Annotated in this window: 14 protein-coding genes; 8 read left to right on the top strand and 6 right to left on the bottom strand. The window is 41.7% G+C overall.

Going from position 1 to position 16621, the window contains the following annotated elements; all coding sequences use genetic code 11:
• The first annotated feature begins 19 nt into the window (after positions 1-19).
• From phaC to QUB80_RS06565, 5 genes are all read left to right on the top strand, one after another.
• Positions 20-1117: a class III poly(R)-hydroxyalkanoic acid synthase subunit PhaC gene (phaC, locus tag QUB80_RS06585; RefSeq protein WP_289788709.1), complete on the top strand. Its 1098-nt coding sequence runs from the start codon at positions 20-22 to the stop codon at positions 1115-1117.
• Between the two features lie 390 nt (positions 1118-1507).
• Entirely contained in the window at positions 1508-2527 is a 1020-nt protein-coding gene (locus QUB80_RS06580) for an SDR family oxidoreductase (RefSeq protein WP_289788708.1), read from the top strand.
• A gap of 182 nt (positions 2528-2709) precedes the next feature.
• Complete coding sequence (locus QUB80_RS06575; protein WP_289788707.1) at positions 2710-2880, top strand: hypothetical protein; 171 nt, start codon at positions 2710-2712, stop codon at positions 2878-2880.
• Complete coding sequence (locus QUB80_RS06570; RefSeq protein ID WP_289788706.1) at positions 2877-3740, top strand: alpha/beta fold hydrolase; 864 nt, start codon at positions 2877-2879, stop codon at positions 3738-3740. The genes QUB80_RS06575 and QUB80_RS06570 overlap by 4 nt, the downstream gene beginning before the upstream one ends.
• 509 nt (positions 3741-4249) lie before the next feature.
• Positions 4250-6043: a mechanosensitive ion channel family protein gene (locus QUB80_RS06565; protein WP_289788705.1), complete on the top strand. Its 1794-nt coding sequence runs from the start codon at positions 4250-4252 to the stop codon at positions 6041-6043.
• A gap of 17 nt (positions 6044-6060) precedes the next feature.
• On the opposite strand, the gene QUB80_RS06560 is transcribed toward QUB80_RS06565, so the two are convergent.
• From QUB80_RS06560 to QUB80_RS06535, 6 genes are all read right to left on the bottom strand, one after another.
• Entirely contained in the window at positions 6061-7122 is a 1062-nt protein-coding gene (locus QUB80_RS06560; RefSeq protein WP_289788704.1) for a patatin-like phospholipase family protein, read from the bottom strand.
• 5 nt (positions 7123-7127) lie between these two features.
• Complete coding sequence (locus QUB80_RS06555) at positions 7128-7943, bottom strand: class I SAM-dependent methyltransferase (protein ID WP_289788703.1); 816 nt, start codon at positions 7941-7943, stop codon at positions 7128-7130.
• Positions 7944-8007: 64 nt separating this feature from the next.
• Complete coding sequence (locus QUB80_RS06550) at positions 8008-8364, bottom strand: hypothetical protein (RefSeq protein ID WP_289788702.1); 357 nt, start codon at positions 8362-8364, stop codon at positions 8008-8010.
• Between the two features lie 783 nt (positions 8365-9147).
• Positions 9148-10626 carry a hypothetical protein gene (locus tag QUB80_RS06545; RefSeq protein ID WP_289788701.1) on the bottom strand — a complete coding sequence of 493 codons (1479 nt, stop codon included), beginning with the start codon at positions 10624-10626 and terminating at the stop codon, positions 9148-9150.
• Positions 10627-11028: 402 nt separating this feature from the next.
• Positions 11029-12102 (bottom strand): extracellular catalytic domain type 2 short-chain-length polyhydroxyalkanoate depolymerase, encoded by a 1074-nt coding sequence (locus tag QUB80_RS06540; protein WP_289788700.1) that lies wholly within the window; start codon positions 12100-12102, stop codon positions 11029-11031.
• 970 nt (positions 12103-13072) lie between these two features.
• Positions 13073-13345: a hypothetical protein gene (locus tag QUB80_RS06535; RefSeq protein WP_289788699.1), complete on the bottom strand. Its 273-nt coding sequence runs from the start codon at positions 13343-13345 to the stop codon at positions 13073-13075.
• Positions 13346-13545: 200 nt separating this feature from the next.
• Here QUB80_RS06535 and phaA point away from each other — a divergent pair, with 200 nt between their 5' ends.
• The 3 genes from phaA to QUB80_RS06520 all read left to right on the top strand — a co-directional run bounded on the left by phaA (position 13546) and on the right by QUB80_RS06520 (position 16386).
• Positions 13546-14739 (top strand): acetyl-CoA acetyltransferase PhaA, encoded by a 1194-nt coding sequence (gene phaA, locus QUB80_RS06530; RefSeq protein WP_289788698.1) that lies wholly within the window; start codon positions 13546-13548, stop codon positions 14737-14739.
• A gap of 98 nt (positions 14740-14837) precedes the next feature.
• The gene (phaB, locus tag QUB80_RS06525; protein ID WP_289788697.1) at positions 14838-15566 is read left to right on the top strand and encodes an acetoacetyl-CoA reductase PhaB; all 729 of its coding nucleotides are present in this window, start codon (positions 14838-14840) and stop codon (positions 15564-15566) included.
• A gap of 145 nt (positions 15567-15711) precedes the next feature.
• Positions 15712-16386, top strand: coding sequence for a GDSL-type esterase/lipase family protein (locus QUB80_RS06520; protein WP_289788696.1), 675 nt, complete (start codon positions 15712-15714; stop codon positions 16384-16386).
• Positions 16387-16621: the final 235 nt, after the last annotated feature.

Here is a 16621-nt window from a genome sequence, read left to right as displayed (position 1 = left end):
AAGGAGTACACAGAAAGCCATGCTGCCATTTTTGATGCAAATGCGTCTTGATGATGCAACAGAAGAGTATACCGAACTCACCAAAAAGGTAATTAAAGGTATTGAAAATTTGAGCCGCCTGCGAGAAGAAGATATTGAAATTGGAGTTACCCCCAAGGAAGTAGTTTATCGCGAGGACAAATTAGTTCTGTACCACTTTCAACCAATGGTAGAGGAGCGATTGAACATTCCTGTTCTCATTGTCTATGCCTTGGTTAACCGTCCTTTTATGGTTGATTTACAAGAAGACCGATCGCTTGTTGCTAACTTACTCAAGTTAGGTTTGGATATCTACTTAATTGATTGGGGTTATCCTACTAGAGCCGATCGCTGGCTAACTTTAGATGACTACATTAACGGCTATATAAATAACTGTGTTGATTTCATTAGGACAAAGCATAGTTTAGACAAGATTAATCTACTAGGAATTTGTCAGGGCGGAACATTCAGCCTCTGCTACAGTTCCATTTATCCAGAAAAGGTCAAAAACCTAATTGTGATGGTTGCTCCGGTGGATTTTCAAATCTCAGATGCGCTCTTGTATATGCGCGGTGGCTGCACTCTGGGAGCGGAAGCTTTAGACATCGACCGAATGGTAGATTCTTTAGGCAATATTCCCGGCGATTTTCTCAATTTTGAATTTTTGATGTTGAAACCTCGGCAGTTGGGAATTCAAAAATATCTAGACTTTCCAGAGATCATGCACAGCGAAGACAAGCTGCTGAATTTTCTACGTATGGAAAAATGGATCTTTGACAGCCCAGATCAGGCAGGGGAAGCCTACCGACAGTTCCTCAAGGATTTCTATCAGGCAAATAAGCTCATTAAAGGTGAGCTGATGATTGGAGACAAGCGAGTCAGTTTAAGTAATATTTCCATGCCTGTACTGAATCTATATGCTGAAAAGGATCACTTAGTACCACCTACATCTTCTATTGCCTTAGAGAGGTATGTTGGTACAGAAGATTACACTGTCAGGTCTTTCCCTGTTGGACATATCGGTATGTATGTCAGTGGTAAAGTGCAACGGGATTTACCACCAGCGATCGCCGATTGGTTGAAGACACGCGCCGATTAAGTCAGAGGGGAGATGGGGAAGAATTTACTTCCATCACTCCCTCATCTGCATCACCTCCCTCAGCTCCCTTTCTCGTTGTCTCCCTTCGGGTACTCTAACGAGAACCCGCTTCGTGTGTACGCAGTCGCCTGCGGAGGAGGACAGTCCGTTGGAAACCCTACCAACAGCGCTGTCTCTCCTTGTCCCCTTCCGTATCCCCGTGTCCCTAGCCCCTATCCCCTATTTAGGGGTATTTTTTTCTAGACATTCATCAACCTATCCCTCTAGTGGGAGGTTTGGGAAAAAAGTAGCAGTTACTTTGCTAAGAAGGCTGTAAAACCTCTAAGTTAACTGCTCTGTTGCAGGTAACGCTCTAATGGATAAAAACTCGAATTCAGATTGAGAGTAAATATGACGCACGAACTCAAGCCAATCGATCAGCAAGTGGTTGCAGTCGTTGGGTCTTCCAGTGGCATTGGGCGCGAGGCAGCACTTCAGTTTGCAAGGCAAGGGGCAAAGGTGCTTGTCTCTGCTCGTAGTGAACCGGGGCTGACGTCCTTAGTCGATGAAATTAAACGCTTTGGTGGTGTAGCAACTGCTGTAGTTGCTGATGTGACAGTATTCGATCAAGTTAAAGCGATCGCAGACAAAGCAGTGGAAGAGTATGGACAACTTGATACGTGGGTACATACTCCTGCTGTCGGTCTTTTTGCCACTGTCGATAATATCAATCCAGAAGAATTTCAGCGTGTTATCGATATTAATCTACTTGGGCAAGTCTACGGTGCAATGGCAGCTTTACCTCATCTCAAGCGTGAGGGGCGAGGGGCGCTGATCCACATTTCCTCAATGTTGGGTAGGCGATCGCTTCCACTTCAAAGTCCCTACTGCACTGCCAAGCACGCTCTAGAGGGTTTTCTTGAATCCCTGCGTGTAGAACTGCAACATGAAAAAATACCCATCAGTGTTACAAATGTGATGCCTGCGTCGATTAATACACCCTTTTACAACAATGCTCTCACAAAGCTAGGTGTAAAGCCGTCAGCGCCACCGCCCTACTACCAACCCCGTTTAGTAGCTGATGCCATTCTCTATGTTGCTTCTCACCCCACCCGTGACTTTATTGTTGGGGATGCAGCTAGGGCAATAGATTTGCTCCAACGGATTTCGCCATCACTCCTAGATTACTTATTGCTGCTCGTTAGCTTCCAGCTCCAGCGTACCAATGAGCCAAAGTCCAAAGATGCCCCACATAATCTTTATGAATCAATCCCCGCCCACGACAAAGTTCAAGGAGACTTTAGCAAGCTAGTCATACCAAGCTTTTTTGATTGGTTAGATATGCATCCGCTCATCAAATGGAGTGCGATCGCAAGCTCAGTAGGATTAACTTTACTGGCTTTACAAAACTTGTCTTTTGGAGTTACATAGAAAGTGCAATCACGCGATCGGTTGAGTTAATGTGATCGGCAGCCCAAGGATTCCCAAACGAATAGTGAATTTTAAGCGACTTTTTATACTGCGAGATATCAAGTTAACGCAAATTGGATCTTTTCCTACTGCCTCCTGCCCCACCGAACTTCTGAGCCTTGCTCCGCGAGGAGCTAACGCTAATGGCGGTAGCAAAGCGGCTTCTATTAAGTAGCCGCCGCACCCTGCGGGAAGCCGCAGAAGCGTCTACAGAGTTCTCTCTGCCTTCTGCCTTTCAAGACCGATGTGAATATGCAAACTTCGTAACACAAGTATTATATGCACTTTATCAATGCGAGTGGAGCAAAGTGTGAAAACAACTGTTGAAGAGGGGCGACTCAATTTAGGTGGTTTAACTATCCACTACCTTACAGCAGGCAATAGTAATGATGACGAGCCACCTCTACTACTACTGCATGGAGATGGTGAAAGCGCCCTTGATTGGGCTTGGGTAATTCCCATACTGGCGGCTACCCATCGTGTTTATGCACCAGACTTTCCAGGTGCTGGTGATAGTTCTAAACCCGATGTTGTCTACTCACCTGAGTTCTATACGCAGTTTGTAGCTGATTTTCTCGATACACTTGGGCTGAGGCGGGTGGTGGTAGTTGGCAATTCTTTGGGTGGACAGGTTGCCCTACGCTTTGCACTGTCATATCCTGAAGCAGTGGCGGCGCTAGTTTTGGTAAGTAGTTCCGGATTAGGTGAGTTGGTTAATCCGTTTCTGTCCCAGTTAACCCTACTTTGGTACGGAGAAGCTGCCATTGCTTGGAGCAAAACGCCTTTAGGCGCGAAGCAACGGGCTTGGTCGCGAGCAGCGCTGCTTTTCGCTGATCTTAAAAGGATTCCTGCTGAATGGCTGACAGAGCAGGAACGGATGGCACTGATGCCAGGCTTTCTTGAGGCTAACCTATCCTCGCTACGTACCCAGCTAAATTTATTTGGACAGTATAAGATTTTGCTCGACTTTCTACCACAGTTGCAGATGCCGACTCTTGTCATTTGGGGTACTCGTGACCAGATTTTACCAAAAGCACAAGCAGAAAATGCCATCAAACGACTACAAAAAGGACAACTCGTTTTAATACCTGACTGTGGTCATTTACCCCAAATCGAACTTCCCGGACTCTTTGCCTCCGCGTTGCTAGAGTTTCTTGACAAAATTACTTGTTGAAGGGTGATCTGCGATATTGATTTTGAAAAGTCGCAGGTATTTAGATCCCCGACTTTTTGAACAAGTCGGGGATCTATGACTTCTCATAACTTACATGGCGAACTAGTAGGTCAAACACATCAAAATTATAAGAACTGAATTTTTGGCTCAGACCAAAATCAAGTAGGAAACCTTATTTAGTACTTATCAAATTCTTATTTCTTTGTTGTATTGTTAATCCCGCTAATCAGGAAAAATCAATAAGCTAATTGTTTCTGTGCATCTCACCTTCGGTGGAATGTAGCAGTGTGGAATGCAGACATCTTAAATTATGCCCACCCCAACTCCCAAGAAAATTCTCCGCTTCCTCTGCTGTTTTCGATATTTACTAGTATTTTAGCTCTACGTAACTGGCAAATAAGTTAGAAGTTCAGAACCTGTGTCTTTTTCAATATAGATGAGACGAGATTTACCACTCTGCTTCACAAAAATTTAAAAGATATAAGTATCCTGTCCCATATTTAATTGCCATGACGATCGCACGTATATTCAAGCGTCAAGGCTGGAAAAGAAGCAATCGGCTACGTCAATTTGTTATGTATGGCATAATGATACTCATTGTGCTAATGAGTCCCGCCATTGATAAATCAATCGTCTTGGGACAATTGCCATCCTTAACAACTCCCAGTAATACACAACCACCTCCTGTTGGCGTGGAACGACGAGGCACTTTAGAATCTACTTGGGTACACCTTGATGGCAAAGAACTGTTCCGAATTGCATCTCCAGCTGTACTCAACCGCAGCGAACCCAATAACCAGATACCAGTTGAAGTTCGCGCCAAACAAATAGAAGCGAATCTTGCGTTAGTTGTTGCCAGTGGTGGTTTATCGGACGAGGATATACTAGACCCCAAAACATTGCAGGTTTTAATTGAAACTGTGAATGAGCAGCCTGTTTTATTTGTTAAAGATGAAACTCTGGCTGAAGCGAAGGTTTTGCTAACAGTGACGGATACAGATGCCCAATATGCTTTGGTTAGCAAAGACCGATTAGCAGCAAAATGGAAAAAGATTTTGGAGCAAGAACTTCGACAGGCACTCGAACTGCGCCAACCCGAAGCCTTACGACGACAAATTTCCACTGTAGTTAAAGCCCTGGTTACAACTGCGATATTGACTTTGATATTAGGAATAACCTGGGCGTTTTTTGGACGAAGCAAACAACAGCTTGAGCAACGGCAAGCAGCAGAATCTGCATTGATACACACCCCAGAACTTGCAACTGTGGAGCCATTGGATGTAGAGTCGGGGCTACAGCTGTTTGAAAGACTCCACTATCATTTTGGGCTACAAGAAAGATCTCAGATTGTCCGCTTTGTACGATGGTTGTTGTTTTGGGCAATAGCCTTTGTTTGGATGATTGGAATTGCCTACAGTCTCAATGCTTTTCCCCAAACGCGTCATTTTGCCCAGAAGGTCGTTGTCATTCCAATTGTAATTTTGATTGCCTGGTTTTTGATGGGGCTAATTAATCGCTTAACCGATTTTGGCATTGATCGCTTTATCTGGCGTTGGGAGCAAGAGCAGTTATTGACTGGAGCGAATCTCCAACGGATTGCCACGATCGCTAACGCGCTGAAAGGATTAAAAAAGGTTTTGATTTATACACTTGGCATCTTCTGGGTTCTTCAGTGGCTTGATTTAGTACCAGTATCTATCTTGGCATTAGGAGCATTATTTGCTCTAACTGTTTCGTTTGTAGCACAAAGCCTGCTCAAAGATTTGGTGAATGGGTTTTTGATTTTACTAGAAGACCAGTTTCGGATTGGTGATTACATCAGAGTTGGTGAGGTTTCTGGCAAGGTAGAAAACTTGAACTTGCGGGTTACCCAAATCCGTAGCGATGCAGGCAATTTAATTACCTTGCCTAATAGTCTGATTGCTCAGGTGGAAAATATGTCACGGATTTGGGCAAGAGCAGATTTTCGGATTGAAGTTGCTTACAATACCAATGTTGACCGTGCCTTGGCAGTGGTTCGAGAAACTGTTGATCAACTAGCACAAGATCCACAGTGGCAATCTATGATCCTGGATACTCACGAACTGTTTGGAGTGGATCAAATTTCCCACACCGGAATCACGATCCGGATCTGGATTAAAACAGCTCCACTCAAACAATGGAGAGTTGCACAGGAATTACGTCGTCGGCTCAAAATAGCCTTTGATCGCCACAATATTCAAATTGGCATCCCTGTGCAAGTTATTCTGGAAAACGGTTTTGGCAAGCCCAGTACTATTGAAGATTCACGAGCAATTGATTAATCTTTCCAAAATTGGTATTACGTAGGTTGGGAAACAAGAATAGGTTTTTCTTCCAAAAGTTCTAAAAATTCATCCGTTTGAGCTTTTCCATGCTCTATAAGTTTTGTAATGAACTCATAAGAGCGGTCTAGCTTGGATGCATAGTCAATGGTGTTAGCAAATTTGTTATCCATACTAATCCAACGGATATAAATTGTTTTCAGGTCTGCATATTCGGGATTTATATATCCTTTTTCAATCAATGCATTGATGGTGTTTACAAACTTAACTTCTTGAAACAGCGAGAGGTTACCTGTCAATTCATTACGACGGTTAATTATGGCTTGGGCTGTTGCTGGTTCTTCATCACAGGTTTTTGGGTTAATCTGAATTATCCAAATCTCATCAGGTCGCTTTTCAATTCTGGTTTGTTTAACAAAGGCACTAATGGGCGGATTCTGCGAAAATAAGCCATCCCAATAAACTCCATCGCCAATTTTGATGGCTTGGAAGATAGTAGGAATACCCGCAGAAGCCATGATTGCTTCTACTGTAATTTCTCCTTTGTAGGAGTCGAAGGCTTTGAATTCTCCAGAGATAACCTCAACTGCCCCTAGCAATAACCGAGGGCTTAAAGGGAAAACCAGTTGCTCAAACTCTTTAAAGTTAATGTGGTTTTCCAAGATTATTCTTAAATCTAGATATTCTTTGCGAGGAGAAAGCGCTTCCAAGCAGCTAATAAACCATTGTGTTGAATAAGGATCAGTCGCGATCGCAGGCATAACGCCTTTGTTTTGTAAGCGAGCTGTCCAAACAGTCAGAAAGTTAAGATATTGCTCCCAGGGAAGTATGGCTGAATTATCCTCCCAAAATTTGACTAGCCAGTGGTAAGGTTCTTCGGTAGCTCCTTGGGCTTTTTTTAACAAGCCATACCAAACAGCAGTGGCACAAATTGCACCACCAGAGGTGCCGCTTAATCCGACAATGTTGTAACGCTCATGTATACCTCTCTCCAGGAGCCTTTTAAGAACTCCAGCAGTGAAAGCAGTATGGCTACCGCCTCCTTGGCAAGCGATCGCTATCTTTTTCCGTTCGTCCATAGTTATTAATTCACAGGATTTAATTTTGTTTCTAAAATCAGGCAGAAATTACGCAGAAGCGATCGCCAAAATATCAGCCACCAGTTACTCCAAAGTACCAAACCCCAGCGTTCTGGATAGCTGTTTAATAAGGGGAAAACCTTCTCCACAGATAATCCTAATGCTGCTACATCCCGTTCATCTTCGACAAACCACTTCATTGGCGCTCCAACATTAGCGGCTTTATACGCGTTCAGTTGTTTAAAAACTATTCCCCCAACATCCAAAGCCAACTTGGCATCCGCAAACTTTTCTCGCAGGCGCTCAACTAACTGCTTGACCTCTGACTTTTCAAAATAATAAAACAATCCCTCAGCAATAAACAAGATATTCTCAGGCTCAATCGCTGGAATTTCATTCATCCAAGTCTGATCTAGGACTGAAGTTGCTAAAAATCGATGCTCACTTGTTTGGCTATCAATACTCAAGCGAATGTCAATAACTTCTGGTAAATCTAGCTCAATCCACTGGGTTTTTCCTGCTCCCACACGATAATAACGAGAAGATAAACCTGCTCCCAATTCTATAACGAGGGAATTTGGATGAATTGCAATGTGTTGTGCCGCAATATTATCTAATAGCTTTGTCCGCACACTAATGCAGACTTGGTATCTCCAGTCATACCAAGTTTCTAATTCAGCATCCCACAACAGAGATTGAAACCAATCCCACGCTTGAGGATCTCGAAATAAGGCATCCGCACGGACGTGTTCCTCAGCTCTTGCTCGCAGGGGAATTAGCAATGTGCGCGGCACTCCAGTCAGTAGATTGCTGCTTGCCATTTGTTAATTTCAGATTACAGACTTCAGAAGCGATCGCTCCTCTCCTGAAGCCTGTTGTTAAAGCTTACCAACTAGCTGTTGTTGTGCTTGGTGTCTCCTGTGCAGTCTTCTGTGTCATTTGGAAATAGCTATCCCAAAATTGCTTTTGAGTTTCTATTGCCAACTGCATTGCCACCTGTTGGCTATGGAGGGCAACATTCACACACTCTCGTTGAAAATTGAGAGTTTTCTGGAAAGTATCAGATAAATTTACCTGAATCATTCCAGTGGGAAGGTTGTCAATCCAAGTTTCAACCAGCTTTTTCTGTGATTCGCTCAACTGTTTTTGTGACTCATCCCAGACTTCAGCGAGCTTTTTTTGCGACTCACTAAACTGTCTCCGGGAATCTGTAAAAAAATTAGTATTAGTAGTAGTTGTCATTAGAACTTTTACCGCTAGATTCCCCACCATATATATATGTTAGGTGAAGAGGAAGTGGGGCGGAGATTATAACCACTTCCTAGTGAATCGAGGCTTATTGTCGTCCCTTATTGTAATCTGGGGATCGATATCTAATCACACTTCTGTCATCAAAATATTACCTAACTATTCAACCTTTTGCTAAAAATTTTTCTACAACAATGTTAAGTAGGCAATATTATCAAATCACTATTATTTACTATAATCAGCACTAGTAATGTAATTTTTTTTACTATCGTATTTTAAAACAAAACTGACAAAAGAAGTAAATATTCTATATCTCAGATTTATAAAATAAGTATTAAATTGAATCACTATGTAAATTTGATACAATAAAAGTAAATTTTCTGAATCTATTTTGTCCTTATAGTTTAAACAAAACTTAAATTTATTTTTACTGGGAATTAACAGTGTTATATATATTTTTACTAATATATTTAGTTTGAATAATTAAAACTTTTAATGAGGAATACTAATGAATTATATACAGAAAACCAAATATTCTGATTAATGAATATTCATTGGGTTGAGAATGATACTAAATTGGCACGCGGGAGTCTTGTTTCAAAGTTCTGGACTAGCCTATGAATAAAATGTTTTTAATCCAAAATCCACGCATTGGTATGAAAGCCTATATAGTTAAAGTACAGATCCCCGACTTATCTTAAGAAGTCAAGGATCTGAGCAAGGCATATGTGATGTTGAATTTGGTTATTCTGCTTAATTAAACTGTGAAATTGATATCTATTGTCCAGACTTTTGCATTAGTTTAAAATAGTTATCCCAAAATTGCTTTTGAGTTTCTATTCCTAATCTAGCTGTTGTTTCTTGAGCTTTTAACGTTGTGTTTATTAGTTCTTTTTGAAAATTTAGATTTTTCTGCACAGTTTCAACAATTTTTTCCTGAATTATTCCATCAGTGGAAAGACTATTTACCCAGGTGTAAGCAAGCTTTTTCTGTGACTCGCTCAACTGCTTTTGGAATTCATTCCAGATGTCAGTAAGCTTTTTCTGAGACTCACTAAACTGTCTTTGAGATTCTTGGTAAATTTCAGCTTTGAGTGGTTTATAGATCAACTCATACCAGTATTGACCTGCCTGCGAATCAAAGTCTTTCTGTGGGCAACGCATAAATAAATGCAAGGACTTAGCAGATTTACCTGGTAATAATTGCCAGGTAAATCGCTTGTCATTCACATCATGAGAATACCCAATTGAGTCCACATGGACATCTGTTGCAAATCCGTAGCCAGCATAAGGCTCAAAAGAGGAACCCACCGCAAACCAATCAGGTACGTTGGGATTCTGATAGATTTGTGGCTCTTGGCTCATGTCCATGTAGGCGTAGTAGCGAGCCGCAAAGTCGAGGTTGATCGCCTCTGTAGCAGCATCAGTTCCGCTCTGCCCTTTGGACTTTCCTTTAACGAAGAGTTCCTCTATCACGTAATCTGCACCAGCATACAGACTAAGTACGCGATACAGTTCACATGATAAATGACGTTCCTTGCCCGTACGCGGATCTATATCGCTATAATCGAATGGTTCTGAGGCAATTGTAATGCTTGCTCGCACCGGGCCGCAGGAATGAGATACAAGCCGATAGGAGCGATCGTACACACTAACTGAATAGTGAGGCGGGGTTGAATCACAAAGCCCTGTTAACTGAAGTTCATCTATCTGCATACAGCGCTTTTCTGGATCTTGGTTTATCCACTCACCCATTGCTGCTTGGAACTGATCGAGAATCTCCTGATGCTCAAGCTGCACACTAGTTGCTGAACCAGCAAACCAATTGCGCCCGTCATTTTCTGGTGCCGGAACTAGATTAAACCAGATGATCAGGCGGCTATTCATTAATCTGACTCCACGCTCCCGTCCATCGGAACCGTAAACTATCTCTAAAGATGGTTCGCTGGATTCTTGGGATATAGGCTTGCCACGCTCTACTTTAATAACAGCTGAGGTAATTGAGTAATCTTCCGCTCCAGGTGAAATAGGCTCAGGCAGCGAAAAAACTAGGGTATCGCGAGATGAATCTTCTGGATCAACTCGATCAATCTGCGCCAACAAAGGCGTAGCTGAGGAATCCTTCACATGGTTTAGTATTAGTTCTTCAGGTGGAATCTGGAACTGCTGATAGATCGGCTGCCAAGATATTGTGACATGACCACTTCGCCAGTAATTTGAAGGGTTGAAAATAGCTAGTAAGTTAGAGGATAGCATGAGACATCTCCAGAAATCCTCAAAGGTTGGCTATGACTAGGCTTAGGAAGATTTATTAGATTACTAATTTTTCTCAGAGGAACAGCACTTTTCCCATTAGAAGAGGAAGCAGAAACTAGAAACCCCTCCTTAGTAATAGGGGAAGGGGTTGTAGAATGAGAGTGGTAGTAGCATCCCACTTCAAGTCGTTAAATTGCATCGCATGGCAGTAGTTCCTACTTTTCATGTAACTGTCTGCATATTAGAAGCCATTATCAATACTCTAACTTGATCAGAGTTGCTATGCTTAAGTGTCTACAATCCAGTTATTAAGTCAATGGTTAATAGCTCCTAATTTAGTGATCCCCCAGAGCTATTTTCTCTGTCTTAGGGATGAATGCCACAAAGCGATCGCTCCCCGATTTAGTTACTGCTTAACTGATCAACCATTTTCATGATGGCAGAAGCCTGAACACTATTCTTGAAAGCATAATCGCCGTTAGTGTAGCCCCACCAGTCCCAGCAACCTTTCGGATTCTTGAGTCTAATGCGGTGAGCTTGAGGATAAAGCACAACTATGTTGTTGCTATCAGCCCACTGATTATAACCAGTGTGAGCATAATATTCATCACCAATATCTTCATAAGACTGCTCACAGCCATGCAGGGCAATATGTAATCTGCAAGCCTCACCATCAGCGCAAGCTTGAGGAATGTAGATATAACCTTTTTGTGCCATGCCGTGGGCGCGTGGATTGCGGACAAACTTATCTTGCTTAAACTCAATCAACTGCCCGCTAAGAGTCTTTGTCGGTGGGTTTAACTTGCCGAGCAAGTGTTTGAGGATTTCTCCAGCTTGATCGTAGTCACAATCGTTGATAAACGGCGACTGACTGAGACTACACTGTTTTCCCCAATCGGGAGTAATAAAGCCATGTCCAGCCGGAATATTCTTGATGTATTTAATATGATTATTGCCAACACCTAGTGCTCTATAAAATTTCTGAGTAGCATCCATCACTGAGGTGTAGACAATGGAATCCTTCGTACCACTGAAAAGATAGACGTTGTCATCCCTCAAGTTAGAGATGGGATCAGTTTTACCCTCATTAGAGAATTCCCGTGCTATAGCAGCCAGTTCTTTCCCATTCGGCGGCTTGAGTGGGTTGGCGGCTATTGGGATCGGTTTCATACAGGTAGTTAGAGCCTTTGTTAAGGTGTCTTGAGCGCAGTAGAATGGCCCACCAGCAACCACACCAGCCCCTTGGATGCGGTTTGAGAAAGCTGTATGCATCTGTACTGCCATATATGCACCCGACGACAAACCAGAAACGGTGATATTGTTTCTATCTATGTTGAGCGATCGCAATTCTTGGGCGCTGACAGGCTGCACAAATACCAATGTCAAACCGAGCATAGCCGTTAAGATAACGAACACAAGCACACCCAATACAGCTTTCAGGCGTTGTAGAAAAGTTGTTACTACTTCATTAACCATTGTTTATACTTACTAGTTAGCAACAAACAAAGATGAACCTACTAAGCTTGATTTCTAGATTATTTGCTTTATTTCCTTAAATTCTGGAATTATTCAGCCAGTTACACTCATCAAGAAGTGAATTTGATTTTCGTTCAGTGCCTCGCTGTCTAGTTGTACAACTTAATCAAAAGCAAACCTTTTATTTACCTAGTTTTAATTTTGGCACCTGAAATTAGTTAGCAATCAGTTTTAGTATTCAAATCAATACAGGTTTGTGTTCTAATCTCTGAAATAACCACATCTCATACTGTATATTATATTTAGTGTGCGCATTCCCAAACTTATAATTATTTTCAAATCTATTCCAGTTTACTCTTAATCATTTAATTATCGGAAATAAGAGGTCAATACTCACTGAAATTCTCTAGTTTTAAAGCCATGAGCAAAATATTAAAATATTTAATATTCCTAACCCAGGCTGAGTTAAAAATATTGAGTATATATTCCTCCTTAGGATAGAGGATAAAATTAATATAGTGATTCAAGATAATTCTTGAGATAGATAACTTGAAACTAAGCTGAAATAAACGCTTAAATGCCTGTTATAACTGTATACGTCAATACATACTTAGCTAGAAATATCTATCTGCCGTATTTACGGAACTTGTTCCATATCAATTTTCATCCTACCCTTTACCTTTTTACTTACACAAAAAGCCTTCACGAGTTATTAGTTACCACACTCGTGCTCAAGATATTTTTACACAGTTCTCTATTATCAAACTATATGAGTTGAAATGAGTCAGTTTTAGATGGAGTATGTGGCTATTGAGGAAGTTTGTTTGCTCTTAATTAAAAAGCCCCCAATAAACTTACTTAGGGGCTTATTAGTGTTTAGAGATTGCTTAATCGGTAGCAAATTCAAACTTTTGTTTCTACTTGGCAAGCACACTCTATCAATTGAATGAAATCTACTAAGTTTTTTCGTTTAATAGTTGTACCAGTTGCGCAAAATATTGAAATACCCTTGCAAAAATTGCTTCTGGGTATCTATATACATACGGCTTAATTGAGCCTGTACTTCCAAAGAATTACTCAGTAAAGATTCTTGAAAACTCAAAGCTTTATTCAAATTATCACGATAACTTGACATACTAAAGTTTTGTGTTCCAGGAAACATCGATGACCAATTTTCAAAAGTAGTTCTTTGGAAATCATTCATTTGTCTCATGAATTGCTCGGATGTATTGTACCACTCCATTTTTTAACTCCTTTGACTTAATCATTAACATACATAAATAATTATGCTAAAGATTTTTGTGACTAATCATTTGATTAAATAATATAATTAATCGAAAATTACACTATTTTCTAATACTTTTCTAATATTCAGAATAGATTTTTAATGTATAAAGATAGGTAAATGAATACAAGTAGTTTCCATCAAGTTTTTACAAAAGTATGGAACAAGCCTACATAATTTCAGCAGTACGTACCCCACTCGCTCGCTTCGGAGGAAATCTTGCGAATTTCTCTCCGGTGGATTTAGGTGCAACAGCTATGCGTGCTGCTCTAGAAAGGGGAGGAGTGTCTGGGGAAATGGTAGACCTGTATATCTTTGGTAATGTACTCCGATCAGGTCATGGACAATTATTGCCTCGGCAAGCAGCTTTTAAGGCTGGTATTCCGGAGACAGCAAATGGATATGCAGTGGATATGGTGTGTTCGTCAGGAATGATGAGCTTGATGAACGCAAACTTAGCTATTCGCTCAGGCGAAGCAGATATCGTGCTGGCTGGAGGAATGGAATCCATGTCTGGGGCAGGCTTTTCACTTTCTCATAGAGCTAGGTGGGGTTATAAATTCCTTTTAGGCGCACCAGAACAGTTAACAGATATCCTGCTCCGTGATGGTTTAAGTGATGGAACAACAGGCGAAGGCATGGGAGAGCAAACAGAGCGAGTCGCACAAATTCATGGATTCGCCCGTAAAGATTTGGATGAGATTGCACTTAATTCCCATCAGCGTGCAGCAGCAGCAACAGAGAAAGGAATATTAAAAAAAGAGATTGTTCCCATCGAAGTTAGTACCAAAAAAGGAACGACAGTAATAGATACTGACGAGGGAATCCGTGCAGATACATCGCTAGAGGCTCTAGCCAAACTACGCCCTGCTTTTAATAAAGATGGTGTTTTGACGGCAGGAAATAGCAGTCAGATTAGTGATGGAGCAGCCGCACTAATTTTAGCTAGCCAGTCAGCTGTAGACAAATATGGGTTGAAGCCGATCGCGAAAGTGCTTGGTAGCAGCTGGCATGGTGGGGAAACTTGGCGGTTTGTGGAAATACCCGTCTTAGCAGTTAAGAAATTACTAGAAAAACTAAATCTTAAGATTTCTGATTTTGACCTGTTCGAGAATAATGAAGCTTTCGCAGTAAACTCACTGCTTTTCCATCAGATGTTGGGAATACCTCTGGAGAAGTTGAATCCTCACGGAGGAGCGATCGCCTTAGGGCATCCGATTGGCGCTTCTGGAGCGCGAATTCTCGTGACACTGCTCAATGCTTTGGAACACAAAGATGGGCAACTAGGATTGGCAGCAATCTGTCATGGTACTGGTGGCGGTACTGCAATTGCCATCGAGCGATTGAAATAAAAGAGCAGGCAGAAGTAAGAAATCTTCAAATCTTTCTTGTCTTCTGATATTTTCCTGCTCTTCGTTTTGTAATATACATTCTAATTTCACTGTAGCATATGAACCATCTTGGACTTGGATTAGAAGATAAAGTCGTCTTAGTGACTGGCGGCAATCGGGGAATCGGAGCAGCAATCGTCAATCTCTTAGAACAGATGGGGGCTCAAGTAGCTTACACATACCGCAGCGATCCCAATATTGAGAGCAGCGCCTTAGCAATTTCGGCAGATGTCACCGATCCAGAAGCGATGGCAGAAGTAGCAGACAAAGTAGAACACAAGCTAGGGCCAATTTACGGAGTTGTCGCCAATGCTGGAATTACCAAAGATAACTTTTTTCCTAAACTGGTGATCGATGATTGGAACGCAGTCATAGAAACTAACTTGAAAGGAATATATAACACACTCAAGCCCATCATCCCCAATATGTATGAGCGACGAGAAGGTTCAGTCGTCTGTATCAGCTCGATTTCTGGTGAGCGGGGCAACATTGGTCAAACCAACTATGCAGCATCAAAAGCAGGTGCGATCGGTTTGACTAAATCTCTGGCTTTAGAGGGAGCACGTTATGGAGTGCGAGCCAATGCTGTAGCGCCTGGATTTATCGAAACTGAAATGACTCAAGCAATCCCAGATAAAGTCAAAGAAAAGATTACCGCAGAGATCCCGTTGCGTCGCTTTGGTAAGCCTGAGGAGATTGCTTGGGCAGTAGTGTTTTTGCTTTCACCAATAGCTAGTAGCTACGTGAGTGGAACTGTTCTCAAAGTTAACGGTGCTCATCACACTTAAAGGGACTAGGGATTAGGGACTAGGAATAAGTGACTAAGGACTCGGTACTAGGGATTAGGAATTAAGAAATCCTAGTACCCAATCACCAGTACCCAGTACCCGATACCCAATCTCTGACAAATTGCAGTAGCTCAGAGGACAAAAGATGAATAGTTTAGTATCAGTTCCTCAACAAACTCGCCTTGGTCTGAAAGTGATTGCTCTTGGTGATAGCCTCATTTATGGCTTTGGCGATCCAATCGGCGGTGGTTGGATAGAGCAACTGCGACGTCGATGGATGTGTGCTGATCATTCTGGTCATGCTCTTTATAATTTAGGTATTCGAGGAAACGGAGTGGCTCAAGTTCAAGCAAGATTAGAGCAAGAATTTCGCCGACGGGGTGAATTGCGAAATCGTTTTCCAGACTTAATCATTCTTTCTGTGGGCGTTAATGACTCGGCTCGCTTAGGACGTTTAGACGGACGTTTAGCAACTGAATTTAAGCAGTTTCAAACACAGTTAGCTAACTTATTAGACCAAGCACGGCAGTTGTGTAATGTTGTGTTTGTGGGCATGGTGCCAGTAGATGAAAGCAAGATGCCCTTTATGAACTGCTTTTATTACAATCATACCGACCAGTACCGTTACAAGGAAGCAACCAAGCTCGCCTGTGCAGCACGTCAGATTCCCTATCTAGATATTTTTGATCTTTGGCTGGCAAGAGGTACAAATTGGGTGCGATCGCATGTTTGTTCTGATGGGCTACATCCTAATTTTCAGGGCTATCAAGTCTTACTGCAAGATGTTCTGAATTGGGAACCGATCGCACAACTAGGATAATAGCTGATTAGCGATTGCTTGTTCTAGTTGGCAAAGCTTTTGAAGAAACTGCGATCGCAACTCAAGAAGATGATACTTATGATTATTTGATTGCAATACAGTAGTTTAATTTGATCAGACACTAAAAGCTTTTCTATCTTATATAGTTTAGTTATAAATTTTAGTTTACTGTGTTGTTTTCAATTGAAATTGAAGTCAACTAATTTAGTACTTATTACGGATTTTTTTAAAATTT

The sequence above is a fragment of the Chlorogloeopsis sp. ULAP01 genome (assembly GCF_030381805.1).
Lineage (GTDB): Bacteria > Cyanobacteriota > Cyanobacteriia > Cyanobacteriales > Nostocaceae > Chlorogloeopsis.
The sequence above is the reverse complement of the archived record's forward strand: the minus strand, read 5'-3'. Positions and strand labels throughout refer to the sequence as shown.